Here is a 26,298-nt window from a genome sequence, read left to right as displayed (position 1 = left end):
TTATTGGTTTAATTTGAAAGGAACGCTAATTGTCACCTTTTCCCAAGCAAGAGAAATAGTACCTTCTGTTTCACTTAACTTATTTACTTTATATTCTAAATGCTCCGTAATTTCATCTGAAATAATTGGTGTCACCTTAAATCGTATTACATCATCTTTTTCATCATAATCATCTTTTCCATGCTGATTCCAATTTTTATTAATCATTATAGTCCAATCTTCTTTTGATGGAATTGTAAAAAACCCATATTTACCTGCAGAAAGTTCTTTTCCATCGATGGTTAAATCTTTATTAGTTTCTAACCAAGTGGCCATATGTGCACCTGCTTGCCAAACATTATCGTAACCAACTAATCCACCGAAAATAATTCGCCCCCTAACTCCGGGCGATGAATAATCAATATGAATATGCGCATCACCAACCATTGCCATAGTTGAAGTATGTGGACTTAATACTTTCTTTGGTGGCTTCGATGAAGTTTGAGTTTTTGGTTGCTCTAGAATTGTTTCAGTTTTTTTCGTTTCTTGCTTACAAGACACAAAAAGAAACGTGCATAATAATAGGGTAAAAAGAATACGTAGTCTCATATGATTTTATTTTTTATTTCTTGAAGAAGAATGTGTTTTGATGATTTTCCATTCACCATCCATTTTCTTTAAAATTGAAGTTGCTACCCCTTTTTTCTTAATAGTTCGAGAATTCCCCTTATCATCTGGATTTAAGACAATAGTATAGATATATGTTTCTGTAGTAAATGCATAGGGTACATCTACTTTCACATCAATCTCATAATCTGAAAAAGTAAAGCTTTTAAAATGCCCCAATTCTGGACCTAGATGATGTTCTATATAATGCATATAAGAACCTTCTACACCTCCGGATTCAAATACTTTAGAATCTTCGGTAAACAACTCAAATGTTCCTTCGGTCGTTAAGTTTTGTAAAGCGTTCTTGTATGATTTCATTACTTCGATAACGTCTTGCTTATCTGTCGTATCCTTACTGTTTTGTGCATTGGTAAAATTGACTGTTGTAATGAGAATAGTTATTAGTGTAATTAATTTAAGTACTTTCATAATTATAGTTTTTAAAAGGGTTATTTGTTAACGTGTATTCTATTAATATTGGCAATACCAAAAACCAAAACAAAAAAGCTCAAGAATACTTCCATCATTACCAAGAGTTTACCAGAAATTGTTAATGGTACTATATCACCAAAGCCAACTGATGAAAATGTGATTAAGCTGAAATACATAAACTCAAAGAATTGCATAAAAAATGAGCCATTAAGTGATGTGGCAGATTTAAAGTTTTCAGAATTTAGCACGTACAGCGCTTGATAATCTGCTGAAAACGAAAGGATAATCAAAACAATTAATACAGCAAATAATGTAAGAACATGTGTAAGTTGATGACTTTCGCCTATTATTTTGCTTAACTGTATAAAAGTGAGCCTCACAATAAAGACCGTTTTGACTAAAGCCAACACAACAATTAAAAGAGGTAGAAATAAGCTATCAGGATTTTCATTAGCCCATAATGCATAACTTAACGACAAAGCAGTAACAACACTAGCAGTGAGTAATACTTTTTTAAAAAGCTGTTCATAAAAGCCTGTATTTTTTGATGTGTTTGTTATGTCTTCCATATTCACTTTATTAATCCTCTAATCAAATAATTGAAGTGCCAACGCACCAACAGTTATTATAATCAGTATTGCATATATTATATAATTGAACCATTTTTTAACTACAGATTTCTCTTCTTTGCGATGGCATCCGTCTTTGCAACAATTTTTCATTATTTTATTTTGTTATCGTTACATTTTTAAATAATACCTGAAAATGAGAGTTAGACAGTATTCCATCAATCAAAAAAATAAGTCCTTCTCTCAAATTCAAGTATCTTCCACTAAACTTCTCTTTTTCAATTATCTTGTGCCTGACACGGGAAGGAACTAACACTAACCATCAACATTGTTTTCCTTCCCACGACAGGGCTTTTACTATTCCGAAAAAACACCTTTCTTCTTACTGTTAACTAACGTTATGTATATGAAAAATAGCAGAGCAAAAATGCTTTTATTTTCAGTTTAGCAATAAAATAGTAGAAAAGCACAAACTTTGTAGTTTGCACTTAACTGCTATTTTTTTATACTTTGTTAACAAACGTTGTGTTTTATTCTTTTAAAAATTTAATTGTATCTCCTCCATTTTCAAATTTTAAGAAGTATAATCCATTAGAATAGTTCCTAACGTCAATCTTTTCATTAGTATTAATACTTCCTTTTGAAATGTCTGAACCAATAACATTATAAATTCTATAATTTTCTGATTTAGTCAATCCTTGAATTTGTATATAATCAACCGAAGGATTTGGAAATATTTTCACTGATTTTTTAATGATAATATCATTAGTCGATAAAGTACTTAAAGTTAATTTTGAAACTGTACCAGTGGTTTCTGCAATGTATAGTATGTCGTTGTCAATAATTAAATGCCACGGTTCTTCTACAGTTACAACATCAGTTGTAGTAGGTGTGGTTGCTGTGATGTCAATTTTAGAAATTTTATTTCCATCAGATTCAGCAATATATAGGTCATTTCCGTTGAGTACGATTCCAGTGGGGTAAGATAATCCCGTTACAACATCAGTTGCAGTAGGTGTGGTTGCTGTGATGTCAATTTTAGAAATTTTATTTCCAAGAGATTCAGCAATATATAGGTCATTTCCGTTGAGTACCATTCCAGTGGGTCCATTTAATCCCGTTACAATATCAGTTGCAGTAGGTGTGGTTGCTGTGATGTCAATTTTAGAAATTTTACCTCCATATTCAGCCATATATAGGTCATTTCCGTTGAGTACGATTCCATCGGGGGAAGATAATCCCGTTACAACATCAGTTGCAGTAGGTATGGTTGCTGTGATGTCAATTTTAGAAATTTTATTTCCATTATACTCAGCAACATACAAGTCATTTCCGTTGAGTACCATTCCACTGGCTCCAGATAATCCCGTTACAACATCAGTTGCAGTAGGTATGGTTGCTGTGATGTCAATTTTAGAAATTTTATCTCCATTAAACTCAGTAACATACAAGTCATTTCCATTAATTTCCAGTCCATTAGGGAAAGATAATCCCGTTATAATATCAGTTTGTGCAGTAATATTAATGTAATTTAAAAATAGAATTGTCGTTAATAAATAAATTTGTTTCATTTTGTAAATAATTTAATTGTTGATATTTGGTTTTAATGTTTACTAATAAACCAGTATGATAGATTGATCCCTATAAAGTTTCTATTGAATAGTCTTTTGTACTTTACCACATTTAAGCATTCGACTTCCGTAATACGGGTTTCTAACTTCGTTACTTGTACTTAACCAAGCACTACCCTTATCATACATTGGGCAAAACTGCTGGTAAAGCGTATTCTTGGTACCAGCTATAGCAACCATATCTGTTATGTCTTTACTTAATGTCTTAAAATGTTCTCTTTGATGACCTATTTCACTTTTTGAAATATGCTCCGCGTGTTCTATAGCATCTTCAATGATATCTGTCAACTCTTTTTGTTCAGCTGAAGTATAATTTGACTTATTAAATGCTTTTAATGATAATGCTAATTTAGAGCCTACTGTAGCTGCTTTTTTAGAATCATCAGCTACCAATGCATCCTTTAAGTTGAAATAATCACTTAAAATCGCTTCAAATTTTATATCACTTTTCTTATTCATCATTTTACTGTGCTTCATTCCATCATTGTGCTCACTCTTTTTTTCCTTCTTACCATGGTCATGATTATGTTGTGCATTGGTTAAAGAAACTGTCATCAATAGCATTATCGCTATACTCATTTTTAAATTTTTCATCTTTTTAATTTTTATATTATTTATAAACTATCTTTTAATTGTGTTATCCAACTGATTATCTCTTCTTTCTCGGATTCTGAAAACATTGCTTCTTTATGAATCAAAGTGTAAGAATCTAAAGGCATTTCACCACTTTCAATCTGTTTAATAATAGACCTTAGTTTACTTACTTTTCTTCGATTTGAAAGAGAATCCCACTCATTAAAGTTTAACTCTGCTTTTCCCTCTTCAATATGGTCTTCTAGAAACCAAGCTATTGGCTGAATTTTATTGTACCAAGGATATTTTGTGTTGTTACTGTGACAATCATAGCAAGAGACTCGCAACCTTTTTTGAATGGGTTCTGGAACATTATGCACCAACATAAAATCGGTTTTAGGCGTAACGTTACTTTGGTTGTAATCTACAGGCATAAATTGTATGCCTACAAAAGCAATCAACAAGATTATTGCTATGATTTTTAATACCTTCATTTAGTTAATTTCTTTCTCTACTTTACCACATTTTAACATTCTACTTCCGTAGTAAGGGTTTCTAATATCTTTACTTTTACTCAACCAAGCTGTACCGCCATCGTACATTGGACAAAACTGCTGGTATAACGTGTTTTTTGTCCCTGTAATGGCAACCATATCGATTACATCTTTACTTAATGTTTTAAAATGCTCTCGCTGGTGGGTAATATCGCTTTTAGCAATATGTTCTGCATGCTCTACTGCATCTTTAATAATATCATCTAAATCTGCTTTTTGAGTGTCTGATAAATTTGAAGCAACATTAAGATTTTTTATTGTTGTTGCTAGTTCTCCACCAAGTTCTTTGGCTTTAGCATTATCATCTGCAACTAGAGCGTCTTTAAGATTAAAGTAGCCATTTAATACCGCTTGCGAACTACCATCACCACTCATTGCCATATCTTTTTTATCTCCTTTGTGATGACCGTCATGGTTATCGTGATTCATTTTTGAATGATCCATATCTTTTTTCTCATCGTTGTGAGCACCGTCATGATTGTCATGATTCATTTTTGAATGATTCATATCTGCATTCATCTCCGAATGGTTTTTATGTGTACTACTTTGTTCTTTTTTGTTGTCTTTACAAGACATTACTGTTAAGGTTAAAAATGCTATTGCAACCATACCTAATGTTAATTTTAATTTTCTCATTTTGTTTTAATTTATAATTTGTTAATTGTTAAAATCGAGCTAATAATCCACCACCCCAACCATATCTGTTGTTGTAGTTTCCTTGAATTGAAAAATTACGTGAGAGGATGTATGAAAGACCTACCAACCATTGGGTTTCACTTTCAAAGGATTTATTATCCTCTAAATCATTGACCCATCCAAAGTCTGCTCTATATTCGTATTCGCCTTCCAGAAAAATTCTTGGAAAAATCAATAACTCCCTATCCAGACGTATTCTTGGGCGTAGCTGATTATCCATACTCACATCTACATTGAACCTGTAAGGTGTAAAGTACTTTACACCTATAAGACCAACTGTGTTGAACTTATCATAGGAGTCAGGCACTTCGGTTTCGAGATTAACACCTACATAGAGACGTACCCAATCATTGAGATATCTATTGTAATTTACTTCGGCTTCGAGATTTTGATTGTAATCGAACTCTGTTCTTAATCCAAATTCGTTACGGATATTACTAGAGGTTAAAAAAAGCTCATTAAAGTTTGACCCTGCACGAACCAATCCCCACGAATAATAAAGATCTGTTTCATCTACTAGTTTTTGCGCAGGAAATTCTTTCATCCTTTCGTCTCTTGGTGTATCATAACTAAATACCCTAGCCATACCTCCCATCATATGATATAGTACATGACAATGAAAAATCCAATCACCAACTTCTTCATTATAAAATTCTATGACCACTTTTTGCATCGGTGGTACATTAACAGTATGTTTTAATGGCGAACGTTCTCCATTTTTATTTATCACCCTAAAGTAATGTCCATGAAGGTGCATTGGGTGATGCATCATTGTTAGGTTGTTCAATGTTATTCTAGTAACCTCACCGCCTTTAATTTTAATATTATCTGTTTCTGACAATGGTACTCCATTCATACTCCAAACATAGCGTTGCATATTTCCAGTCAGGTTCAACAAAATGTCGTTTACGGGTAAGTTAGCTTTGAATGCGGTATTTTCCTTTGCCGTCAAAAAATCATAATTGAAATAGGTTTTACGTGTTCTGTAATCAAAAGACGCGGTATCTTTCTGCATCATAGACATATCGTGACCCATATGGTCATTTGTCTTCATTTCCATTGGATTACCCATTTTACTATCTTTCATAGTCATTTGTCCGTCCTTCATATCCATCTTCATTCCATACTTTTGCATTAATAACTCTGGTGTTTTCTTCTTTTGATTTCCTATTATCGCAGGCGCTCCCATCTTCATGTCCATTTTTGCCATTTGCTTCATCATTTCGACTTTGTTGGGTCTATCGATTACCGTCGCAGAAAAAAGTTCTCCATTTCCTAAGCGAATTGAAGTATTACCAGAACCATCCTGAGCTGTAGCAACAATTTCTATAGCTCCTTTTGGGATAGTGATTATTACATCATACGTTTCGGCTATGCCAAATAGAAATCGGCTTTTGGATACCGGTTGTACGTCAATACCATCACTAGATACCACCATCGGGTTTCCGCCACCAAAATCCAACCAATAATAGGTAGAGGCCGATGCGTTGATGAAGCGAAGACGTACTTTTTCACCTGGCTTGAATTCTGGATACTCCGCCATTTTTTTACCGTTGGACAAAAATGTGGGATAATAAATATCTGAAATATCTGCTCCTTCCATACGATCTCTCCAAAATTTGAATTGTGCTCCTAATGCCCCTTCTTTAATTACTCTACTTAATGGTACTGATGTTCCTTTCTTTACCTGATACCAGTCATTACCTCTTTTTAGATTCCTTAAAACATTCAATGGTTTTTCATCGGTCCAATCTGATAACATCACGACCAAATCTTTATCATATTCCAAGGTTTTTTCTTTTGGGTGAATGATAATAGACCCATAAACACCCTTTTGCTCTTGTAACATCGTATGGGAATGATACCAATACGTACCCGATTGGTTGATTGGAATTCTATATTGAAAAGTGGTTCCTGATTCAATTGGTGGCGTATTTAGATATGGAACGCCATCGTAAAAATTTGGAAGGATTAAGCCATGCCAATGTACTGATGTTTCTTCATCCATTTTATTGATTACATTAATGATTGCAAGATCACCTTCCTCAAATTCCAAAACGGGCCCAGGAATACTTCCGTTTATAGTCATGGCTTTTGCAGTAACATCCCCAAGTGTCATTTTATTTTCTTCAATGGTAAGGTTGTACTCCTTAACAGGTCTACCTTCTTCTTTTCTATCTTCTCCGTTTGTACCTACTTGAGCAAAAGTAAAAGAGGTAAATAGTAATAATATGATTATATTTATTGTCTTCATTTCTATTGTGTTAAGTAATTAATCAATGCATATTGCACATAATACCCTTTAATGGATTCAATAAGATTTATTTGAAATTTTAACTGTAACTCTTGAACATCTAAAACGTCATTGAAATCTATAGTTCCTGTTTCATAGCTTTTAATCAGGATTTCTTCAGCATCATTCGCTTGCTTTAAATTGTCTGATTGAATATTGAATTTTATCCTCGCATTCGTTCGATTGTATTTTGCATCTGCTAATAATGTTTCTAGTTTATTTAGCCTATCTTCTTTTTGGGACTGTATTTGTAACTGCTTCAATCGATTCTGTTTTGTTATAGACTTATACTTATTGTTGAAAATTGGAATCGAAATGGAAACCATAGGCATTACAATGTCCTTTCCGTTGTCAATAAAACTCATATCTGGTCGCTCTGAAACTGGTACGTAATCTAACCCAAAACCAATATTAGGAGCACTTTCTTTCTGGTTTAACAATTCTGATTGTTCAATCGATTCGTACAACTTGTCATACTTTAACAATTCAGGATTTAACTGAAGAGTTTTGGCTGATATTAATGCATCCTCATCTGGAATGAACATCTCGTCAACAACAATTATCGTAATAGTTTCATCACGATTTAAGAGATTGTTGAAGGCCACTTGTTCAGCAAGATAATCTTGCTCCAACACATCTTTTTTCTGTAAAAGCTCATTTTGTCTTATTTGAAGACGCAATACATCTACTGCCGATGCCTTACCAACTTCTACCGAAGTTAATGCCAAACGTTCATAAGTTTCTAAAAGCTTAATATTTTTATCTAAAACACGTTGTTTTGCTCTAATGGCATACAGCTTGTAATAAGATTGAGATACCGCTAGAGCAAGTTTTCTTTTTGCTATCTCTATATCTACAAACTGAGCTTCTGCCATTGAATTGGCATAATTTTCTCTAGCTGCAATGGTTCCAAACCAAGGTAACATCTGCTTAACTGAAAAACGTGCGCGTTGCGCTCCTGTCCGAGTTTCAGGCTCACTTACAAAATAGCCAGCACTTATTTGAGTATCTGGTAAGGTATTGGCTTCATTAACTTTTTCCTCTGCTATGTTATAGCGCAACTCGAAAGCTTGAATTTCGGGGTTGTTATCTTGAGCTTCCTTAATATAAGTTGCTAAGTCTTGTGCATTTCCTTCCGCTAAAGCGAAAAAAAGGATTCCTATTAATATTATATATCTCATTTTGTAGCTCGTTTTAATTGAAATTCTTGTTTCCAGCTAAATAATACTGGTACAACAAATAAAGTCACCAAAGCAATAAGCATTCCTCCAAAAGATGGGATAGCCATTGGTATCATTATATCACTACCACGACCTGTTGAAGTAAGTACAGGTAATAAAGCAAGTATGGTTGTCGCCGTTGTCATTAAACAAGGACGGATACGCTTTTCTCCAGCCTCTATTACCGATGCTCTAATTCCTTTCTTGTCTTTAGGCTTATTTTTTTCAAAGGTTTGTGTTAAATAGGTTGCCATTACGACACCATCATCGGTTGCAATACCAAATAGAGCAATAAAACCGACCCAAACGGCAACACTTAAATTAATGGTATGCATTTGGAAAAGGTCTCGTAAATTTTCACCAAAAAAGTTAAAGTTTAAAAACCAATCCTGACCATAAAACCAGATCATTAAAAATCCTCCGGCAAAGGCAACAGCAATTCCTGTAAACACCATTAATGATGTCCCAACAGAACGAAACTGGAAATAAAGAATAAGAAAAATAATTGCCAATGCTAGTGGTACTACTACACCCAGGGTTTTTTCTGCTCTTAATTGATTCTCGTAAGTTCCAGTAAAACGATAGTTAATGCCTTTAGGAACGATAAGTTCGCCACTATCAATTTTAGATTGGATAAGGGCTTGTGCATTCTCTACTACATCTACTTCTGCAAAACCATCAAGTTTATCAAAAAGCACGTAACCTACTAAAAAAGTATCTTCACTTTTTATTACTTGCGGTCCTTGTTCGTATCTAATCGTAACTAATTCGCTTAATGGTACAGGAGTTCCTTTTTCTACAGGAACATAAATGTCTTTTAAATCATTCGGGTTGGCTCGTAGTTCTCTTGGATAACGTACACGAATGCCATATCGCTCTCTACCTTCAACAGTTTGTGTAAGTACCATACCCCCAATAGATACTTGAATAACTTGCTGTACCTGTTCTATGGTAATTCCATATCGTGCCAGTCGATCTCTGTTAATGTCTAAAAGTAGGTAAGGTTTCCCAACTATTCGATCTGCAAAAACGGCTTCTTCCTTTACTCCTTCAGCCTGTTTTAAAATGTCTTCTAGTTGAACACCAAAAGCTTCAATCTCATTTAAATCTTGACCTTTCACCTTAATACCCATAGGCGCACGCATTCCAGTTTGAAGCATAACCAAACGCGTTTCAATAGGTTGTAATTTTGGCGCTGAAGTAACTCCCGGCAGTTTTGTTACCTTTACAATTTCTTTCCAAATATCGTCTGGGGATTCAATTTCTGGTCTCCAATTTCTATAGTATTCTCCGTTATCATCTGGTATTAGTTGCAAACGGTGAACCAAAAACGGGTCTTTGGTCATAGAAACATCATATTCAGCCTCTTCATTAATTTCGCTATTAGGGTTTACTACTAAACTTCCATCCTTTAAAACAAATAATCCATCTTCATTGACTTTAAATCGTTGTCTTTCTCTTTTATCATTTAGGATGTATTCCGACTTGTACTGAATCACATTTTCATACATTGATAATGGAGCAGGGTCTAATGCTGATTCTGTACGACCAGATTTACCTACAACGGTTTTAATCTCTGGTATACTGGCTACTGCCATATCCAATTGTTGTAATACGCGTTTATTTTCTTCGACCCCAGCGTGAGGCATAGAGGTTGGCATTAAAAGAAAAGATCCTTCATTAAGTGATGGCATGAATTCTTTGCCTGTATTACGCATAATTAATACTCCAAAAACAACTATGGCTGTCGGTACCGAAAGAAATAATAACTTATTACGTAATGCCCAATTTAAAATTCGTACATAATATTTTCTAAATAGTGTAAACACACCTAGTAAACCAAAACAGATTAGACCTACAAAGATTAAGTTTATAAATATGCTGCGATCGACTCCTAATGGTCGCCAATATTCTGCTAATAAAAAAATGATAGCAAAGGCAGATACGAATATGTTAATAGTATTAGCACGTTGTGAAGTAATCTTTTCCTTTAAAGAAAGAATACCTACTACTCCAAAAGCACTCAATATTAAACCAAGAGGATATCCTAATATTAATGCTAATATCCCACCAATAATCAATACCCCATTTAATATAAAACTAAATGATTTTTTTACACTTCGTTTCTTAAAGAAATAGGCTGCAAACGGTGGTATTAAAAATAACGCCACAATTAGTGAAGCTGTTAAGGCTGATGTTTTAGTAAATGCCAATGGACGGAACAACTTTCCTTCGGCTCCAATCATTGTAAATACAGGGATAAAACTTATAATAGTAGTCATTACCGCAGTAAGAATAGCACCAGACACTTCGGCTGTGGCATTATATACTACTGTATTCATTGGTAGGTTCTGGTCATTTTCATCTATATGGCGTAGCACATTTTCGGAAAGAATAACACCTACATCTACCATTGTACCAATAGCTATGGCGATACCAGATAAAGCTACAATATTGGCATCTACATTAAATAATTTCATTGATATAAAAACCATCAATACAGCCACAGGCAGTAGTCCTGAGATTAATACTGACGCCCTTAAGTTGAAAACCATAATGATAATAACAAAAATGGTTATCAAAATTTCTAGAGTCAATGCTTCATCAAGAGTCCCTAATGTTTCCTGAATGAGTTCAGTTCTATCATAAAAAGGAACAATAGTCAATTGTGATGTCCTTCCGTCACTCAAGATTTTTGATGGTAAACCAGAACTTAGTTCTTTAATTTTTTCTTTAACATTATTAATAACGGCCATAGGGTTGGCTCCATAGCGAGCAACCACAACACCACCTACAACCTCTGCGCCTTCTTTATCTAAGAGACCTCTTCTTGTTGCAGGACCGTGAGAAACTTTAGCTATATCTTTCAGGCGTATAGAAGTAAAATCTTCTGAGGTGACTACTGCATTTTCTAAGTCGGAAATAGATTTGACATATCCCAAACCTCGAATTAGATATTCTGCCTGATTAATTTCTAATGTTTGCGCACCAACGTCTTGATTACTTTGTTTTACAGCTTTAACAACCTCGTTCAATCCAACTTTATACTGTTTCATCAATTCAGGATTGACATCCACTTGATATTCTAAAACGTAACCACCTATTGATGCTACTTCTGAAACACCACTTGCTGAGGATAGTGCATATTTCACGTAGAAGTCCTGAATACTTCTTAATTCTTGTAAGTCCCAACCACCGGTAACATTTCCGTTTTCATCACGACCTTCTAATGTATACCAGTAAATCTGTCCGAGACCTGTAGCATCAGGACCTAGCGCGGGGTTTACTCCTTCTGGTAATAATCCCGCTGGTAGTGAATTTAATTTTTCTAGTATACGACTTCGACTCCAATAAAATTCTATATCCTCTTCAAAAATGATATAGATGCTCGAAAAACCAAACATTGAGGAACTACGTATGGTTTTTACCCCAGGAATTCCTAACAAGGAAGTAGTAAGTGGATAAGTGATTTGGTCTTCAATATCCTGAGGAGAACGTCCATCCCATTTGGTAAATACGATCTGTTGATTTTCACCAATATCAGGTATGGCGTCTACAGCTACAGGGTTACGTGGCATAGAACCAGTATTCCATTCGAAAGGCGCATTTACAACACCCCACGCCACAAATAAGGCTAGTAACAAAACTGCTACTAATTTATTTTCTATTAAAAATTTGATGCTTTTATTTAGCATATAAATGAATTTTAAGTAATTAAAAATTTGGTCTTAAAACAAAAGACAAGCAGTTTAGTCCAAACAAGTTAATGTTGGACTACAGTATTAATTACTTAAAAATCAAATAAGGAAAGTTTGGTCTAAAATTTGAACGTCCCTGACCAAAGGAGGAGGAGAATAATTTTTAAAAGCAATATTTTCCGTTTGTTGTTCTGCAAACAGATTTATGTATGAATAGATGAAAGCAGCAACTAATAGTTGTTGCTCCTTATCTAATTTGTCTAAAGAAATTTTCAAATCATCTTGACCATCAACAACCAACTGCTCATCACTACAACAGTCTTTCTTACTGATATCACACTCTTTTGAAGATGTTTTTTGTTGAGTTTCCATACCACAAGACTCAACTTTACCAAGCACCGAAGTATCTACTAAAACATCACCACAATAATGGCTTTCAATTGTGAAAGACATTGTTGTGGCAAACACTAAAAGTGCCATACAAAAGGATGCTATTTTATATAAATACTGCTTCATTGATTTTGCAAATTTACAAAAAAAATCAACACTTTAATTTTGTTTAACAAAATTTTAAACTCTTTATATAAATAAAATACTTAGAAACTGTTTACCAAATTGATTAAATACAATAATATTCTCTACAAACTCTTTAATTTCTATATTAGGTTACCGTTATCAAAATTAGAAAACACATCTTCATTAACATTTATAAATACTTTCAATGATATGCAAATACAGCTCCATCAAACCCTCTTTTATTTAGAAGAAACTTTAAAACAAGGGGAGGTTTTTAAGTTTTACTTTTTGATAAAAACCTATGGAAAAAGTTTCATATTTAAAAAGGTAAGTATAGTCATTTTAGGGATTTATGAACCATACAATTGCAATTGCTAAAATTATATTTAATATTTTCTTTATAAATTAAGTAATTAATTCTATAAACATATCAATCTGTACTCAATTATAATCAAATATCATATTTCTATTTAACCTTTAGATTTATATTTGTATGAATGCGATTTTGCTTAACACTCATAAAAACACTAAAATAAACTTGTTGATCATAAAATATTATTTTATTTAAATGTTAAACAAAATTTATTACATTTGTAATGTGAAAACATTTTTTACTAAAATATTGTCTTTCTTTTTGGCAGCATTTATATTGCTGTCGACCATATCTTTTTCAGTAAATATGCATTTTTGCTGTGATAACTTAGTGGATATGGCTTTTTTTAGTAAAGTACAAACCTGCAAAGAAAAAGTTCAAAAAGAAGATAGTTCTTTAAAAAAATGTACCTCTTTACAGGAAAAAGAGTGTTGTGAGAATCAGACTGTTCTTATAGAAGCAGCTAGTGATAGCTTCAAAAAATCAACTACAGTTCTAGAATTTGATAATTTAGTTTTCTTAAAAACATTTATTTATTCCTACATCAACCTTTTTGAAGGACTAGAAAAAAACATGGTTCCTTTTAAGTACTATGTCCCTCCCTTGTTTTCCAAGGATATATATATTCTACACGAGACTTACTTAATTTGATTTTCTACATCGCAGTAAAAACCCTTTGACTGCACAATTAATTATAGTCAAAGCATAGCTATTGGCTATAAACTGTTGCACCCAATTTCCAACAACATTATTTACGCATTATGCAGTAAGCGTGCATTTACATAATTAGTTATTGAGTGACATCTTAATAACAATACCTTTTTAAATATGATACAGCCAAAAGAATTTTGGATTAAAAACATGGTATGTAGTCGTTGCTTAAAAGTAATAAAGCAAGAGCTACAAGAATTAGGAATAACTGTCCTTTCTTTAGAACTAGGGAGACTTTTAGTAGAAGCACCTGGAATAAGCGATACACAAATTAACCAAGATGTCGCTAAAGTACTTCATGCAAATAACTTTGAGATTGTTAAAAGTGAAGAAGATATGCTTGTTGAAAGAATAAAAATTATTCTTATTGAACAACTTGTTGAACTTCCATTAACCCTAAAGATTAAGACTTCGGAACATTTATCATCAACCCTTCACCGAGATTATAAAGCATTGAGCAAACTGTTCTCATCTAAGGAAAAGACCACCATTGAAAAGTACTTTATACGATTAAAAATTGAAAAAGTAAAAGAACTCATTCAGCTTAAACAACATTCCTTTTCTGATATAGGCCACTTATTAGATTACAGTAGTGTAAATCACTTATCTAGGCAGTTTAAAGATGTGGTTGGAATAAGTATGACAGATTATAAAAACACAGAAAATTGGAAGCGGAATAATTACGATGAAATTATATAGATAAAAAAGAAAGTTATGCAGATAAAAACCTGCAACAACCTCTAGTTTTATCAAATTAAAAACTCATTCAAAATGAGAACAATCCTCCTCACATTATTAATTATCCCAATGCTAGGATTTGGGCAAACCTTAGAGCATATTGACTTTATCTCCCCTTTTCACGACGGTCTAGCAGCTGTAAAAAAAGGAAATGAATGGGCATTTATTGATCAAAACGGTTCAATAATTATTGACTTTAGAGGTGATTTGATACAGACCAAAACAGACGAGGGCAACTATCCTGTGTTCAGTAATGGTAAATGTATTATAACACATCAAAAGGATGGTATACTCTATTATGGCTTTATTGACAAAAAAGGAAAAACAAGTATCAAACCACAGTTCCTAAATGTCTCGAATTTTCAAGGTAACAAGGCCTTAGCATTAATAGTTCATAAAGAGACCATAGGTTACAATGATATCTTAAAAAAAGATGTGGTCAACTACCATTATTATGAAGTGGTCATTGATGAAAACGGAAATGTTATAGACCATCTAACTCAGTTAGCTATACATATTCCTCCAAAATATACTAAAAGTAAAACTCCACCAATCATCACTTCTAAATTTATTTCAGACAGTCTAATTTATAGTAAAGAGCAATGACAACAAATGGAACTTAAAAAAGATACCACGTTGAATCCTATTCTAGTCGAATCTTAAGATATTTAAAAAAACAGTAACACACTAAATCATAATCAAATGAAAACAAAAAAGCTTTTTTTCAGCATAACTCTACTGGGGTTAATTTACCTCTTGACAGTAGGGTTTATTAATTCTTCTAAAAGAGAATATACCTCAATAGAGCAAGACAAATGGGTGGCTCCAGCAAGTGCTGATAAAATAAAAAACCCATTGAAAGGCGATGCAAAAGCTACTGCATCAGGTAAAAAGATATATAAAATGCTATGCTTTGTTTGCCATGGACCTAAAGGAAAAGGTGGTGGTATGGCAGGCACAGGACTTACACCAAAGCCAGCAGACTTAACCAGCGACACTTTTCAATCACAATCAGATGGAGCAATCTTCTGGAAGATAGAACAAGGACGTTCACCAATGCCCTCATATAAAACTTCAATCCCAGAGAAAAAACGCTGGGAACTTATTAACTATTTAAGAACCCTAAAATAATGAAAAAGACACTAGTATTTATTGCAATTGTTGTTTTGAGCTATTCCACTTATAGTCAAACATATAACAATTTTAAAATAGACAGCACTAAAACCTCCGAGCCATTTAAACCAAGTAATACTCAGTTTATGATTAGAGGGTATGGACATACAGGTTTAAATACTTTAAGCAATAGTGAAGAAACAGAATCATCATATGTTGGCTCTGCCTTTGCTCCCATTTTTTTATTCAAGCATTCAGATAGATTTATGTTTGAGGCTGAGTTAGAGTTTGAGTTAGAAGGTAATGAATTAGAAGTTGGTTTAGAATATGCTAATGTAATGTATGTTCTCAACAAAAACATGACAATTCGAGCTGGAAAGTTTTTATTGCCTTTTGGGACATTTATGGAACGCTTACATCCTGCTTGGATAAACAGGCTTCCTACAAGACCTTTAGGTTTTGGTCATGATGGTATTGCCCCTTCTTCCGGCATAGGGGTAGAACTTCGCGGAGCTTTTGATTTAGGAGGACCAAAATTAAATTATTCTGTGTATTCTACTAATGGTCCAAGATTAAAAGATGGTAGTGATGAACCAGAAGAAGCAGGAATGCTTCTATTCCAAAATTTTGAAGATAATAATAACAGTAAAGCCTTTGGAGGTCGTATTGGATTATTGCCTTTTGCAGATTCTTCAGCAGAGATTGGCTTTTCTGCATATTCAGCAAATAAAGTTGGGACTAGTGATTCTGAATACAAAAATGTTGGAGCATTATTGTACGCAATTGATTTTTCCTATATAAAACAAATTCCTGCCCTTAAAGGTTTTATTGATATTAAAGGGCAATACAATAATTCCAATATTGATGATGCCACTTATATTGAGATAGAGAATGATATAGAAGAAGAATATACCTTCGATAATAAAAGCAACTCATTTTATACTCAGCTTAGCTATCGTCCAACAATGGCTAGTAGTGACTTTCTAAAAAAACTGGAAGTGGTAGGAAGGTATTCAAACTTTAATACTCCTGAAGGTGCCGAATGGGAAGAACAGTCTGATCAATATGCTTTTGGCCTAAACTATTGGTTAAGCTGGAGGTCTGTGATAAAAGTTGCATACCAGACAACAGATAGTGCTGGAGGTCACGATGGAGGTGGTAAAACTAACGGCTTCTTTGTACACTGGGCTATTGGATTCTAATAAACTTATAAAACAACAATTATGAAAACAATATATAAAATATTCATAGCAGGAATAATGCTATTTATTACAGGAGGAGTAATAGTAAGTTGTTCTTCAACAAAAGACACTTATGCAGCTGCAAAAGACGTTGAAGACGAATTTAAAATTGAAAAATCTGGTGCTCAAATGTGGGGAGAAGCTTGTAACAGGTGTCATCTAGCACCTTCGCCAGCAGATTATAATGATACTGATTGGGCTACAATAAGCTTGCATATGAGAGTTAGAGCCAATTTAACAGAAAAAGAAATTACAAAAATTGAGGCCTTTCTAAAATCTTCTAATTAACAACTAAAATATATTTCTTTCCATTTTTTATTTGCATGTAAAGGAATGTATCTAAAATAAAAAACAATGAAAAACAATCACTGGATATGGATGGTCATCGGATGCGGACTGCCGTTACTTTTTATCTTTTTAGCACCTTCTTTCGGTATAGGTGGAGGCTCGTCCCTTTTCATCTTTATACTATTCATGTTTGCTATCCACTTGTTTATGCCCCATGGTTCACACGGACATGGAAGACATAAACATAACAATCAGAATGATCAGGATAATAAACACAACCATTCAGATGAAAAACACAAAAAGCATCAACATCATTAAAAAACATCTATGATAAAACAAAAATTTCAAATAAGCGGAATCAGTTGTGGCGGATGTATTTCAAGGGTCAAGAAGATATTGGAAGAACATCCTAATATTGAAAAAGTAGAGGTTTTTTTAGCACCAAAAGGCGCCACTATTATTTCTATGAACGAAACGCTCTCTGTTCAAGACATACAAAAGCAACTAGATAAATTAGGGGAATATACAATTACAAAAATAAATCAATAACAATTTTAAAATTAAAAATTATGCATTTATACAACGGACACTTTGGTGGAATGCACCTTATATGGTGGATTATATGGATTATACTTCTTGCTTGGATATTCTTTATTCCTGCAGATATTCCATATCAAAAAAACAAAGAAGAAAACCCTCTGGATATTTTAAAAAAACGCTTTGCAAAAGGTGAAATATCTAAGGAAGAATTTGAAGAATCGAAAAAGATTTTAAAATCAGACAGCTAATTAAAAAACTATAAAATTATGTACCGATTAAACATAAAAAAACTGGGATTTGCCTTTGGTCTTACTGGAGCACTAATTTACCTAGGCTGTATGATCGTAATGTCGACTGCAGGAAAGGAAGGAACAATCAACTTTTTTAACAGTCTCTTGCACGGCTTAGACACTACAAATATAATCAGAATGGATGTTCCTCTATGGGAAGCTGGTTTAGGAATCATACAAACCTTTATACTTGGTTGGCTTGTTGGCGCCTGTATTGCGGCATTTTACAATGCACAAATTAAAATAAAAAGATAGAAAGCTTGTAAGATCTTATGCAGTACGTTTGGTTTACATGGTCACTAATTATTCTTGCGCTTTGGGCAATAATCTATTTCTTTAAAAAAGATTTGAGAAAGGAAATGCTCAAAATGAGCTACATTACAATGCCTTTTGGTTTCACAGAGCCCTTGTTTGTACCAGAATATTGGTTGCCTCCGTCACTTTTTGACTTGGCTGAAAAAACAGGTTTTGATATAGAAAGCCTCATTTTTTCTTTCGCCATAGGTGGTATTGGCACTGTACTTTATAATATTGTATTTAAAAGAGGCCTTGTTGAAATACCACATAGTGAACGCAGCCATAACAGGCACCGTTTACATATTTATATACTTTTTATACCAGCATTCATATTCAGCATTCTGGCGCTATTTACATCGCTCAATCACATTTATTGCGGCATCGCCGCTTTGTTTCTTGGTGGTTTAGCGACACTTTATTGTCGCCCAGATTTAAAAAGAAAGATATGGGTGGGAGGCATCCTGTTTACGGTATTGTACTTCATCTATTTTGGAAGCATCCTACCATTCTATCCCCAATACGTGGAGTTGTACTGGAATCTGGAGAACCTTACCCATATTCTTATTCTAGGAATTCCCATCGAGGAATTATTGTTCGCCTTTACCTTTGGAATGTATTGGTCTGGGTTATACGAACATCTGTATTGGCATAAACTAATAAGCTTAAATAAAACTCATAATCAATAAAAATTAAACAATGAAACGAAGACATTTTAAACAACAGAACAATGAACCTATGGTAGCAACAGTAGAAAATCCAAGCGGAAAAATCTACAAACTATTAGCCAACTTTTTATTTTTGATTTTGGCCTCAATAATACTGCTTTCGTGTTCCAATCAGAAAAAAGATAAGGCTGAAACAGCTACGCTTGCAGTCACGCAAACAAAACCCATTCAAATGAATTCAGTTGTTGTTTTTCAAACAACTTATGAAATTGTACCAAACGATAAAGTGTGTATGGTAAACGATAGGTATATGGGAGTTGAGCAAATACCGATTGATGTAGAGGGTATAACTTACTATGGGTGCTGCCAAGGCTGTGTTGAAAAACTTCAGAAGAACATAGATAATGTCCGCTTTGGTAGCAATCCAATCGATGACACAAAAGTAGATAAGGCCAAGGCTGTAATTGTTCAGGATAAAAGTAAAGGAAGCGTTTTCTATTTCGCTTCAAAACAAGATGCCCAAAACTTTATAAATAAAAATAAAGCTTAAGATATTTCTATTAGTAAACCATAAAAATCATGAAAATAGTATTGGCAATAGATGGCTCAGATTTCAGTAAAGCAGCTATTGAGCAACTTAACAGAATAACCATGCCACCAAATACAGAGATTCACCTTATAAACGTTTACGAATTTCCCACGGCTTTAGAGCCAGAATTAATGGCTACGGGTGGCAGCTTAAACCATTATTTTGAAGAATTCATAAACGGTGCTCAAAAATTGGGAAACAAGATTGTTATGGAAGCTAGCGATAACCTCAAGAGTATAAATAAAACACTTACCATAACTACCAGCGTTGTAAGTGGGTTACCTAAAATTGCCATTCTAGAAAAGGCTGAAGAATGGGATGCCGATTTAATAGTAGTTGGCTCTCAAGGTCAAGGTGCTCTCTCACGTCTATTATTGGGTTCTGTATCACAATATTTAGCCACCCACGCTAAATGTTCGGTAATGATTGTAAGAGATAAAAATAACAGTTAGAGTATCCAGAATAAATAATGGAAGACAACCACATACATAATATACAATCAAAATCGGCTTGCAAAATAGCGGACAATATATGCCTACCAGATACCAATTGGCCACGCGTGGTTATTGTAGGGGGTGGTTTTGCAGGTTTGGCCTTGGTAGAAAAGCTAAAGAACAAAAAAGTGCAAGTGGTTTTGTTTGACAAAAACAATTTTAATCAATTTCAGCCATTACTTTACCAAGTAGCTACTAGTGCACTAGAGCCTGACAGTATTGTGTTTCCCTTTAGAAAACAGTTTAATGGTTATAAAAATGTGGTTTTCCGATTAGCAGAAGTAGAAGAAATTCAGTCTTCTTTAAATGTTGTTAAAACCAATAAAGGAAGTATTCATTATGATTACCTCGTATTAGCCACAGGAACTACTACTAATTTTTTCGGTATGGATTCCGTTGAAGAAAATAGCTTAGGGATGAAGGATATTAGAGATTCCCTAAACATTCGTCATATGATGTTGCAAAATCTCGAACAGGCCGCCATCACTTGTGATGATGAAGAACGTGATGCGCTGACCAATTTTGTGATTGTTGGAGGTGGACCTGCAGGTGTAGAAATGGCAGGGGCATTAGCAGAATTCTGTAAATATATTCTTCCCAAAGATTATCCAGAGTATTCATCCTCAATAATGAATATTTATTTGATCGAAGCAGGAGAAAAGCTGTTAGGCACAATGTCGGATAAAGCATCGTCAAAAACCCTAAAATACTTAATGGATCTTAATGTAAAGGTGCTTCTTAATGAAGCCGTTACTAATTACGATGGCAATAATGTTTCTACAAAAAACGGAAAGAGTATTCTAGCCAAAAATCTCATTTGGACAGCTGGGGTTAAAGGTCAGTTTCCCAAGGGCATTGACTCAAAGCATGTAGTTAGGGGCAACCGCTTAAAAACAGATTCGTTTTTAAAGGTAGAAGGTTACGAAAATATTTTTGCTATTGGCGATATAGCAGCTGTTACTACCAATAAAGCACCAAAAGGGCATCCACAGGTTGCGCAAACGGCAATACAGCAAGGTAAATACTTGGGTACTGCATTATTAAAAATAATTAAGGGTGAAAGTGTAAAACCTTTTGAGTATAAAGATAAGGGCTCAATGGCAACCGTAGGTAAGTGCAAAGCAGTAGCCGATTTAGGCAAATTCAAATTTGGTGGTTATTTCGCTTGGCTACTCTGGTCTATCGTTCACCTTATGTCCATTAGCTGCTTTAGAAATAGATTGATGGTTGGTTTTAATTGGGCGGTAAGCTATTTCACTTACGAAAAGAGCAACCGCCTGATTATTAGAAATTTCAACAAACCATCAGAATTAAAATCCACAATCAATTCGCAACCCGCAGTAAAAAAAATAACAATCAATGATTAAAAGTACTGCATATAATAGCGTCTGGACCATTACGAATAAAGTGTTTAGTAACACAGGAATTGTACTTTTAATAGCAGTAACAATAGCTATGCTTTGGGCAAATTCACCTTGGCAAAGCACCTACCAAAATATTCTAAATACTACTATTTCATTTAGCATCGGTAATTTTCAATTGACCGAACCATTACTGCTCTGGATTAATGATGGATTAATGGCTCTGTTCTTTCTTCAGGTTGGTTTAGAATTAAAAAGAGAAATATTAGGTGGAAAACTATCAACACCTCAAAATGCAGTATTGCCTATTGGTGCCGCTATTGGGGGAATGGTTTTTCCAGCCCTTATATATTTTAGCCTTAATACTAGTGGCGAAGCATCACAGGGTTGGGGAATACCTATGGCCACCGACATTGCTTTTTCTATGGGTGTACTGGCTCTTTTCGGAAAACGCTTACCCATTGCATTACGTGTCTTCTTAGTAACACTCGCCGTCGTTGATGATTTAGGCGGTGTAATGGTGATTGCACTTTTTTATACTTCTGGTATATCCACTATGGATTTATTTCACGCCTTTCTTTTCTTTGGATTACTAATTATTGGCAATTATGCTGGAGTACGAAAAACTTGGTTCTATGCCATTATAGGAATAGGTGGTGTTTGGCTAGCTTTCTTCTTCTCAGGAGTACACCCTACCATTGCTGGCATACTAACAGCCTTAGCTATACCAGGTCGTGTAAAAATTAACGAGGCTACATTTTCGCAACGCCTTGCTGCATTACACAAAAAGTTCAAACAAGAAAAGCCCGTAAAAGGTTCGCTGATTTCTCATTCCCAATTAGAAATACTCGAAGAAATTAAAGTTACAAGTTCAGAAGCTCAAACACCACTTCAAAAACTTGAAAATGCCCTAAATCCATTTGTGAATTTTATCGTACTACCACTATTCGCTTTTGCTAATGCTGGTATTCACCTACATGGCAAAGTGCTGGAAGTACTTACCCACCCAATAAGTCTAGGAATAGGGTTTGGTCTCATACTCGGGAAATTTATTGGTATCGTCTTATTTTCAAAAATTTTGGTCTTTCTAAAATTAGCGAAACTTCCTAAGAACATTACATGGTATCACATCTACGGCATTGCCTTTTTAGCTGGTATCGGGTTTACAATGTCCCTTTTTATAAACGAATTGGCATTTGCCGATGAGGAATTTATCTATACCGCTAAAGTCGGCATTTTATTTTCTTCATTAATTGCAGGCATTATCGGTTCCATCATTTTAATAAAAAATCAAACACTTAAAACAATATAATATGAAAAAAATAGCAGTAATAGGCTATGGAGTAATAGGAAAAAGAGTGGCCGATGCCATCAATCTACAAGACGACATGAAGCTTTCAGGAGTATGCGATATCATAAGCGATTGGCGCATTCAAAATGCGGTAAGAAAAGAGTACGATATCTATTCAGCAACTGATGAAGCTGAAGACAAAATGAAATCTGAAGGCATTACAGTAAAAGGAAATATGCAAGAACTTTTAAATAAGTCAGACCTTGTTGTGGACTGCACGCCTAAAAAGATTGCGGCTCTAAATGTGACAATCTATAAGGAACAGAACATCAAATTCATATTACACGGTGGCGAAAAACACGAAACCACGGGGCATTCCTTTAGTGCCGAAAATAATTATGAATCGGCATTAAATAGAGATGCGACCAGAGTAGTCTCTTGCAATACAACCTCTATATTAAGAACGTTAACCGCGTTAAAAAGAGCTGATTTATTGGATTATGCCAGAGGGACGCTTTTAAGAAGAGCTACAGACCCTTGGGAAAGTCATTTGGGTGGTATAATGAATACAATGGTTCCCGAAAGAGATATCCCGAGCCATCAAGGTCCGGATGCTAAAAGCGTTGACCCAGAATTAGATGTGATTACTTCTGCGGTAAAAGTTCCAGAAACTTTAAGCCATATGCACTACTGGAATGTGAAGTTAAAAAAGCAAGCCTCGAAAGAAGAAGTTTTAAATGCTTTTAAAACGTCTAGTCGTATAAAGTTTATTCAATATGACCAAGGCCTAGTCTCAAACAATACCATTAAAGAAATGTTTTTGGATATGGGAAGACCTTGGGGCGATATGTACGAAGTTGCACTTTGGGAAGATATGCTAAAGGTAGTGGGAGATGAACTCTTTTATGCCTATATCGTGGATAACCAAGCTATAGTAATACCAGAAACTATAGATGCTATAAGAGCACTTACAGGAATTGAAACCGACGGAACAAAATCCATATCTAAAACCAATAAAAGTTTAGGAATTTAATTCTAATTAAAATGAAAACAAACAAGAACATTGTAGAGTTGTTGGGCGAAAAAGCCTCCTACTATTTAAATCACGTTTGTGAAAAAATCACGAAAGACGAATTACAAACACCAAGTAATAAAGGTCTTGATAACGTTTTTATTAATAGCAATAGAAATCCACAGGTTCTACGCAGTCTTTCACAGTTGTACGGTCACGGAAATCTGTCAGGAACTGGGTATTTAAGCATCCTGCCTGTTGACCAAGGCATTGAGCACAGCGCTGCTTTCTCATTCTATAAAAACCCAGATTATTTTGACCCAGAAAACATTATTAAGCTCGCTATTGAGGCGGGCTGTAATGGAGTAGCATCAACGTTTGGGGTTTTGGGATTAAATGCCAGAAAATATGCCCATAAAATACCTTTTATTGTAAAGATTAACCACAATGAATTGCTAACCTACCCAAATAAATACGATCAGACTCTATTTGGGAAGGTAAAGGACGCTTGGAATATGGGTGCAATTGCCATTGGTGCAACTATCTATTTTGGCTCAAAAGAAAGTAACCGTCAACTTAAAGAAATTTCAGAGGCTTTTGAAGAGGCTCATAGTTTGGGTATGGCAACCATTTTATGGTGCTACACCCGAAACGAAGCATTTAAAACAGAAAAAGAAGATTACCATGCTGCTGCCGACATAACTGGTCAGGCAAATCATTTAGGCGTTACCATACAGGCCGATATCATCAAACAAAAATTACCAACCAACAATTTTGGTTTTAAACATATCGATTTCGGCAAATACAATGATGAAATGTCTGAAACGCTCACTACAGAACACCCTATTGATTTATGCAGGTTGCAAGTAGCAAATTGTTATATGGGAAAAATAGGATTGATTAATTCTGGAGGAAGCTCTAATGGCGAATCAGATTTAATCGAAGCTATTACAACAGCAATTATTAATAAGCGTGCAGGAGGTTCGGGCTTAATATTAGGAAGAAAGGCTTTTCAGAGACCTTTTAGTGAAGGAGTAGAACTATTAAGATTAGTTCAAAGTATTTATTTGAATACAGAAATCAATATTGCTTAACAAAACAGAAAATGTTTGAAACAGAGATAAAATCACTAAAATCATTTAACGCTTATTTGGTAAAACTGACAGAAAGCCGCCTATGGTTAAAAGTTATCATTGCCTTGTTCCTCGGTGTTGGATTAGGTTTGTTCTTGAGTCCCCAAAATGGCTGGATCTCTAAAGAAACGGCTGATGTGATAGGCAATTGGCTCGCACTTCCCGGCGTACTTTTTCTAAAGTTGGTTCAAATGATTATGATTCCATTGATTGTGGCATCTATCATTACTGGTATCGCTAGTAATGATAAGGATAATCTTAAAAAACTAGGTGGAGGCGTGTTACTTTACTTTTTGGGTACTACCGTAGTTTCGGTAACTCTAGGTACTGTACTATCACAAATCTTCAAACCAGGTCGTTTTTTACACCAACAAGCATCATTAGAACACAACAAAATAACTAACACTGCAACAGAAGATGCTGAACTTTCTTTTGGACTCGACACCATTCCTGATGCTATATCAAACCTACTTCCTGACAACCCTTTGGCATCAATGGTAAGTGGGGAAATGTTAAGTATCGTGATTTTTACAATCATTATAGGAATAGCCGTACTATCGCTTGAAAACTCTTTACTACGCCCAGTAAAGCTTGTTTTAAGTGCTATACAAGAAGTCTGTATGACAGTAGTAAAATGGTCAATGCTTCTAGTACCTGTTGCCGTTTTTGGTCTTATGGCTCAACTAACCTCTAGTGTCGGATTAAGTTCCTTATCTGGTTTAACATACTATGTGGGAGTCGTAATTCTTGGTCTTTTACTATTGGTAATTTTCTATTTAGGACTTGTTACACTATTGGGAAAAACAAACCCGTTTCAATTCCTAAAAAAAATTCGAGATGTTCAACTATTAGCTTTTTCAACAACAAGCTCAGCAGCTGTAATGCCCTTGTCGTTAAAAACCGCCGAAGAAGAATTGAAAGTAGATAAGACTATTAGCAATTTTATTATACCTATCGGTGCAACCGTCAATATGGATGGAACTGCACTCTATCAAACTATAACTACTCTTTTTATAGCTCAAGCCTACGGCTTGGAAATGAGTTTACTTAATATTATTGTAATCATCGTTACCATTGTTGCCGCATCAATTGGTACACCAGCTATTCCTGGAGGTGGTGTAGTGATACTCGCCTCGGTTTTGGGAAGTGTTGGCATTCCATCAGAAGGTATTATCATAATTATTGGTGTAGAAAGACTATTAGGTATGTTCAGGACTGCCGTGAATGTTACAGGAGATTTAACAGCTTGTATAGTGTTCAATACTCTATATGGTAAAAACCGGCTATTAGTTGGTATTGAAAGTAAATATAAATCAAGTTTTAAACTATAAA

The 26,298-nt window shown here is 34.5% G+C and carries 28 protein-coding genes; 17 read left to right on the top strand and 11 right to left on the bottom strand.

Translation table 11 applies throughout. From position 1 onward, the window contains the following. From ACVC08_RS01705 to ACVC08_RS01655, 11 genes are all read right to left on the bottom strand, one after another. Positions 1-588: a DUF2911 domain-containing protein gene (locus ACVC08_RS01705; RefSeq protein ID WP_452600750.1), complete on the bottom strand. Its 588-nt coding sequence runs from the start codon at positions 586-588 to the stop codon at positions 1-3. Positions 589-594: 6 nt separating this feature from the next. Beyond that, positions 595-1,077 (bottom strand): YybH family protein, encoded by a 483-nt coding sequence (locus ACVC08_RS01700; protein WP_452600749.1) that lies wholly within the window; start codon positions 1,075-1,077, stop codon positions 595-597. Positions 1,078-1,097: 20 nt separating this feature from the next. Then, positions 1,098-1,649: a potassium channel family protein gene (locus ACVC08_RS01695; RefSeq protein ID WP_062054150.1), complete on the bottom strand. Its 552-nt coding sequence runs from the start codon at positions 1,647-1,649 to the stop codon at positions 1,098-1,100. A gap of 530 nt (positions 1,650-2,179) precedes the next feature. Then, positions 2,180-3,220, bottom strand: coding sequence for a T9SS type A sorting domain-containing protein (locus tag ACVC08_RS01690; RefSeq protein WP_452600748.1), 1,041 nt, complete (start codon positions 3,218-3,220; stop codon positions 2,180-2,182). An 81-nt stretch (positions 3,221-3,301) separates the two neighbouring features. Then, positions 3,302-3,874 carry a DUF3347 domain-containing protein gene (locus ACVC08_RS01685; RefSeq protein WP_452600747.1) on the bottom strand — a complete coding sequence of 191 codons (573 nt, stop codon included), beginning with the start codon at positions 3,872-3,874 and terminating at the stop codon, positions 3,302-3,304. A gap of 20 nt (positions 3,875-3,894) precedes the next feature. Next, the gene (locus tag ACVC08_RS01680) at positions 3,895-4,347 is read right to left on the bottom strand and encodes a heme-binding domain-containing protein (protein ID WP_452600746.1); all 453 of its coding nucleotides are present in this window, start codon (positions 4,345-4,347) and stop codon (positions 3,895-3,897) included. Next, a complete protein-coding gene (locus ACVC08_RS01675) occupies positions 4,348-5,043 on the bottom strand; it encodes a DUF3347 domain-containing protein (RefSeq protein ID WP_452600745.1) in 696 nt (231 codons plus the stop codon). Between the two features lie 28 nt (positions 5,044-5,071). Further along, positions 5,072-7,357, bottom strand: a complete 2,286-nt coding sequence (locus ACVC08_RS01670; RefSeq protein ID WP_452600744.1) for a multicopper oxidase domain-containing protein — start codon at positions 7,355-7,357, stop codon at positions 5,072-5,074. A gap of 2 nt (positions 7,358-7,359) precedes the next feature. Then, complete coding sequence (locus ACVC08_RS01665) at positions 7,360-8,577, bottom strand: TolC family protein (RefSeq protein WP_452600743.1); 1,218 nt, start codon at positions 8,575-8,577, stop codon at positions 7,360-7,362. Further along, positions 8,574-12,311 carry an efflux RND transporter permease subunit gene (locus ACVC08_RS01660; RefSeq protein WP_452600742.1) on the bottom strand — a complete coding sequence of 1,246 codons (3,738 nt, stop codon included), beginning with the start codon at positions 12,309-12,311 and terminating at the stop codon, positions 8,574-8,576. The genes ACVC08_RS01665 and ACVC08_RS01660 overlap by 4 nt, the downstream gene beginning before the upstream one ends. Before the next feature lie 102 nt (positions 12,312-12,413). Next, on the bottom strand, positions 12,414-12,830 hold the full coding sequence (locus ACVC08_RS01655; RefSeq protein ID WP_452600741.1) for an HYC_CC_PP family protein: 417 nt from the start codon (positions 12,828-12,830) through the stop codon (positions 12,414-12,416). A 568-nt stretch (positions 12,831-13,398) separates the two neighbouring features. Here ACVC08_RS01655 and ACVC08_RS01650 point away from each other — a divergent pair. From ACVC08_RS01650 to ACVC08_RS01570, 17 genes are all read left to right on the top strand, one after another. Then, on the top strand, positions 13,399-13,854 hold the full coding sequence (locus ACVC08_RS01650; RefSeq protein ID WP_452600740.1) for an HYC_CC_PP family protein: 456 nt from the start codon (positions 13,399-13,401) through the stop codon (positions 13,852-13,854). 177 nt (positions 13,855-14,031) lie between these two features. Continuing rightward, positions 14,032-14,613 (top strand): helix-turn-helix domain-containing protein, encoded by a 582-nt coding sequence (locus ACVC08_RS01645; protein WP_452600739.1) that lies wholly within the window; start codon positions 14,032-14,034, stop codon positions 14,611-14,613. Between the two features lie 72 nt (positions 14,614-14,685). Further along, positions 14,686-15,258 carry a WG repeat-containing protein gene (locus ACVC08_RS01640; protein ID WP_452600738.1) on the top strand — a complete coding sequence of 191 codons (573 nt, stop codon included), beginning with the start codon at positions 14,686-14,688 and terminating at the stop codon, positions 15,256-15,258. A gap of 96 nt (positions 15,259-15,354) precedes the next feature. After that, entirely contained in the window at positions 15,355-15,783 is a 429-nt protein-coding gene (locus ACVC08_RS01635; RefSeq protein WP_452600737.1) for a c-type cytochrome, read from the top strand. Beyond that, complete coding sequence (locus ACVC08_RS01630) at positions 15,783-16,967, top strand: porin (protein ID WP_452600736.1); 1,185 nt, start codon at positions 15,783-15,785, stop codon at positions 16,965-16,967. The genes ACVC08_RS01635 and ACVC08_RS01630 overlap by 1 nt, the downstream gene beginning before the upstream one ends. Before the next feature lie 21 nt (positions 16,968-16,988). Next, positions 16,989-17,294 carry a hypothetical protein gene (locus ACVC08_RS01625; protein ID WP_452600735.1) on the top strand — a complete coding sequence of 102 codons (306 nt, stop codon included), beginning with the start codon at positions 16,989-16,991 and terminating at the stop codon, positions 17,292-17,294. 327 nt (positions 17,295-17,621) lie between these two features. Then, positions 17,622-17,843, top strand: coding sequence for a heavy-metal-associated domain-containing protein (locus ACVC08_RS01620; protein WP_452600734.1), 222 nt, complete (start codon positions 17,622-17,624; stop codon positions 17,841-17,843). 20 nt (positions 17,844-17,863) lie between these two features. After that, the gene (locus ACVC08_RS01615; RefSeq protein ID WP_452600733.1) at positions 17,864-18,082 is read left to right on the top strand and encodes an SHOCT domain-containing protein; all 219 of its coding nucleotides are present in this window, start codon (positions 17,864-17,866) and stop codon (positions 18,080-18,082) included. Positions 18,083-18,100: 18 nt separating this feature from the next. Continuing rightward, positions 18,101-18,379 (top strand): DUF5676 family membrane protein, encoded by a 279-nt coding sequence (locus ACVC08_RS01610; protein WP_452600732.1) that lies wholly within the window; start codon positions 18,101-18,103, stop codon positions 18,377-18,379. Between the two features lie 17 nt (positions 18,380-18,396). Continuing rightward, a complete protein-coding gene (locus tag ACVC08_RS01605; RefSeq protein WP_452600731.1) occupies positions 18,397-19,107 on the top strand; it encodes a lycopene cyclase domain-containing protein in 711 nt (236 codons plus the stop codon). A gap of 10 nt (positions 19,108-19,117) precedes the next feature. Then, complete coding sequence (locus ACVC08_RS01600) at positions 19,118-19,636, top strand: hypothetical protein (protein ID WP_452600730.1); 519 nt, start codon at positions 19,118-19,120, stop codon at positions 19,634-19,636. A gap of 29 nt (positions 19,637-19,665) precedes the next feature. Then, positions 19,666-20,127, top strand: coding sequence for a universal stress protein (locus ACVC08_RS01595; RefSeq protein WP_452600729.1), 462 nt, complete (start codon positions 19,666-19,668; stop codon positions 20,125-20,127). A 17-nt stretch (positions 20,128-20,144) separates the two neighbouring features. Then, on the top strand, positions 20,145-21,536 hold the full coding sequence (locus ACVC08_RS01590; protein WP_452600728.1) for an NAD(P)/FAD-dependent oxidoreductase: 1,392 nt from the start codon (positions 20,145-20,147) through the stop codon (positions 21,534-21,536). Further along, positions 21,529-22,842 (top strand): Na+/H+ antiporter NhaA, encoded by a 1,314-nt coding sequence (gene nhaA / locus ACVC08_RS01585; protein WP_452600727.1) that lies wholly within the window; start codon positions 21,529-21,531, stop codon positions 22,840-22,842. Before ACVC08_RS01590 ends, nhaA begins: the two co-directional genes overlap by 8 nt. A 1-nt stretch (position 22,843) precedes the next feature. Further along, a complete protein-coding gene (locus ACVC08_RS01580; protein WP_452600726.1) occupies positions 22,844-23,854 on the top strand; it encodes a type II glyceraldehyde-3-phosphate dehydrogenase in 1,011 nt (336 codons plus the stop codon). Between the two features lie 11 nt (positions 23,855-23,865). After that, positions 23,866-24,927 (top strand): class I fructose-bisphosphate aldolase, encoded by a 1,062-nt coding sequence (locus ACVC08_RS01575; protein ID WP_159612831.1) that lies wholly within the window; start codon positions 23,866-23,868, stop codon positions 24,925-24,927. 11 nt (positions 24,928-24,938) lie between these two features. Further along, positions 24,939-26,297, top strand: a complete 1,359-nt coding sequence (locus tag ACVC08_RS01570) for a dicarboxylate/amino acid:cation symporter (RefSeq protein WP_159612833.1) — start codon at positions 24,939-24,941, stop codon at positions 26,295-26,297. The last annotated feature ends 1 nt before the right edge of the window (position 26,298 follow it).

The organism is Pontimicrobium sp. MEBiC06410 (assembly GCF_053601615.1).
This window is presented reverse-complemented; position numbering and strand designations above follow the sequence as displayed.

Coding starts and splice junctions, on each gene's coding strand:
- ACVC08_RS01705 (WP_452600750.1), bottom strand. CDS start 588: ATGAGACTACGTATTCTTTTTACCCTATTATTATGCACGTTTCTTTTT.
- ACVC08_RS01700 (WP_452600749.1), bottom strand. CDS start 1,077: ATGAAAGTACTTAAATTAATTACACTAATAACTATTCTCATTACAACA.
- ACVC08_RS01695 (WP_062054150.1), bottom strand. CDS start 1,649: ATGGAAGACATAACAAACACATCAAAAAATACAGGCTTTTATGAACAG.
- ACVC08_RS01690 (WP_452600748.1), bottom strand. CDS start 3,220: ATGAAACAAATTTATTTATTAACGACAATTCTATTTTTAAATTACATT.
- ACVC08_RS01685 (WP_452600747.1), bottom strand. CDS start 3,874: ATGAAAAATTTAAAAATGAGTATAGCGATAATGCTATTGATGACAGTT.
- ACVC08_RS01680 (WP_452600746.1), bottom strand. CDS start 4,347: ATGAAGGTATTAAAAATCATAGCAATAATCTTGTTGATTGCTTTTGTA.
- ACVC08_RS01675 (WP_452600745.1), bottom strand. CDS start 5,043: ATGAGAAAATTAAAATTAACATTAGGTATGGTTGCAATAGCATTTTTA.
- ACVC08_RS01670 (WP_452600744.1), bottom strand. CDS start 7,357: ATGAAGACAATAAATATAATCATATTATTACTATTTACCTCTTTTACT.
- ACVC08_RS01665 (WP_452600743.1), bottom strand. CDS start 8,577: ATGAGATATATAATATTAATAGGAATCCTTTTTTTCGCTTTAGCGGAA.
- ACVC08_RS01660 (WP_452600742.1), bottom strand. CDS start 12,311: ATGCTAAATAAAAGCATCAAATTTTTAATAGAAAATAAATTAGTAGCA.
- ACVC08_RS01655 (WP_452600741.1), bottom strand. CDS start 12,830: ATGAAGCAGTATTTATATAAAATAGCATCCTTTTGTATGGCACTTTTA.
- ACVC08_RS01650 (WP_452600740.1), top strand. CDS start 13,399: ATGTTAAACAAAATTTATTACATTTGTAATGTGAAAACATTTTTTACT.
- ACVC08_RS01645 (WP_452600739.1), top strand. CDS start 14,032: ATGATACAGCCAAAAGAATTTTGGATTAAAAACATGGTATGTAGTCGT.
- ACVC08_RS01640 (WP_452600738.1), top strand. CDS start 14,686: ATGAGAACAATCCTCCTCACATTATTAATTATCCCAATGCTAGGATTT.
- ACVC08_RS01635 (WP_452600737.1), top strand. CDS start 15,355: ATGAAAACAAAAAAGCTTTTTTTCAGCATAACTCTACTGGGGTTAATT.
- ACVC08_RS01630 (WP_452600736.1), top strand. CDS start 15,783: ATGAAAAAGACACTAGTATTTATTGCAATTGTTGTTTTGAGCTATTCC.
- ACVC08_RS01625 (WP_452600735.1), top strand. CDS start 16,989: ATGAAAACAATATATAAAATATTCATAGCAGGAATAATGCTATTTATT.
- ACVC08_RS01620 (WP_452600734.1), top strand. CDS start 17,622: ATGATAAAACAAAAATTTCAAATAAGCGGAATCAGTTGTGGCGGATGT.
- ACVC08_RS01615 (WP_452600733.1), top strand. CDS start 17,864: ATGCATTTATACAACGGACACTTTGGTGGAATGCACCTTATATGGTGG.
- ACVC08_RS01610 (WP_452600732.1), top strand. CDS start 18,101: ATGTACCGATTAAACATAAAAAAACTGGGATTTGCCTTTGGTCTTACT.
- ACVC08_RS01605 (WP_452600731.1), top strand. CDS start 18,397: ATGCAGTACGTTTGGTTTACATGGTCACTAATTATTCTTGCGCTTTGG.
- ACVC08_RS01600 (WP_452600730.1), top strand. CDS start 19,118: ATGAAACGAAGACATTTTAAACAACAGAACAATGAACCTATGGTAGCA.
- ACVC08_RS01595 (WP_452600729.1), top strand. CDS start 19,666: ATGAAAATAGTATTGGCAATAGATGGCTCAGATTTCAGTAAAGCAGCT.
- ACVC08_RS01590 (WP_452600728.1), top strand. CDS start 20,145: ATGGAAGACAACCACATACATAATATACAATCAAAATCGGCTTGCAAA.
- nhaA (WP_452600727.1), top strand. CDS start 21,529: ATGATTAAAAGTACTGCATATAATAGCGTCTGGACCATTACGAATAAA.
- ACVC08_RS01580 (WP_452600726.1), top strand. CDS start 22,844: ATGAAAAAAATAGCAGTAATAGGCTATGGAGTAATAGGAAAAAGAGTG.
- ACVC08_RS01575 (WP_159612831.1), top strand. CDS start 23,866: ATGAAAACAAACAAGAACATTGTAGAGTTGTTGGGCGAAAAAGCCTCC.
- ACVC08_RS01570 (WP_159612833.1), top strand. CDS start 24,939: ATGTTTGAAACAGAGATAAAATCACTAAAATCATTTAACGCTTATTTG.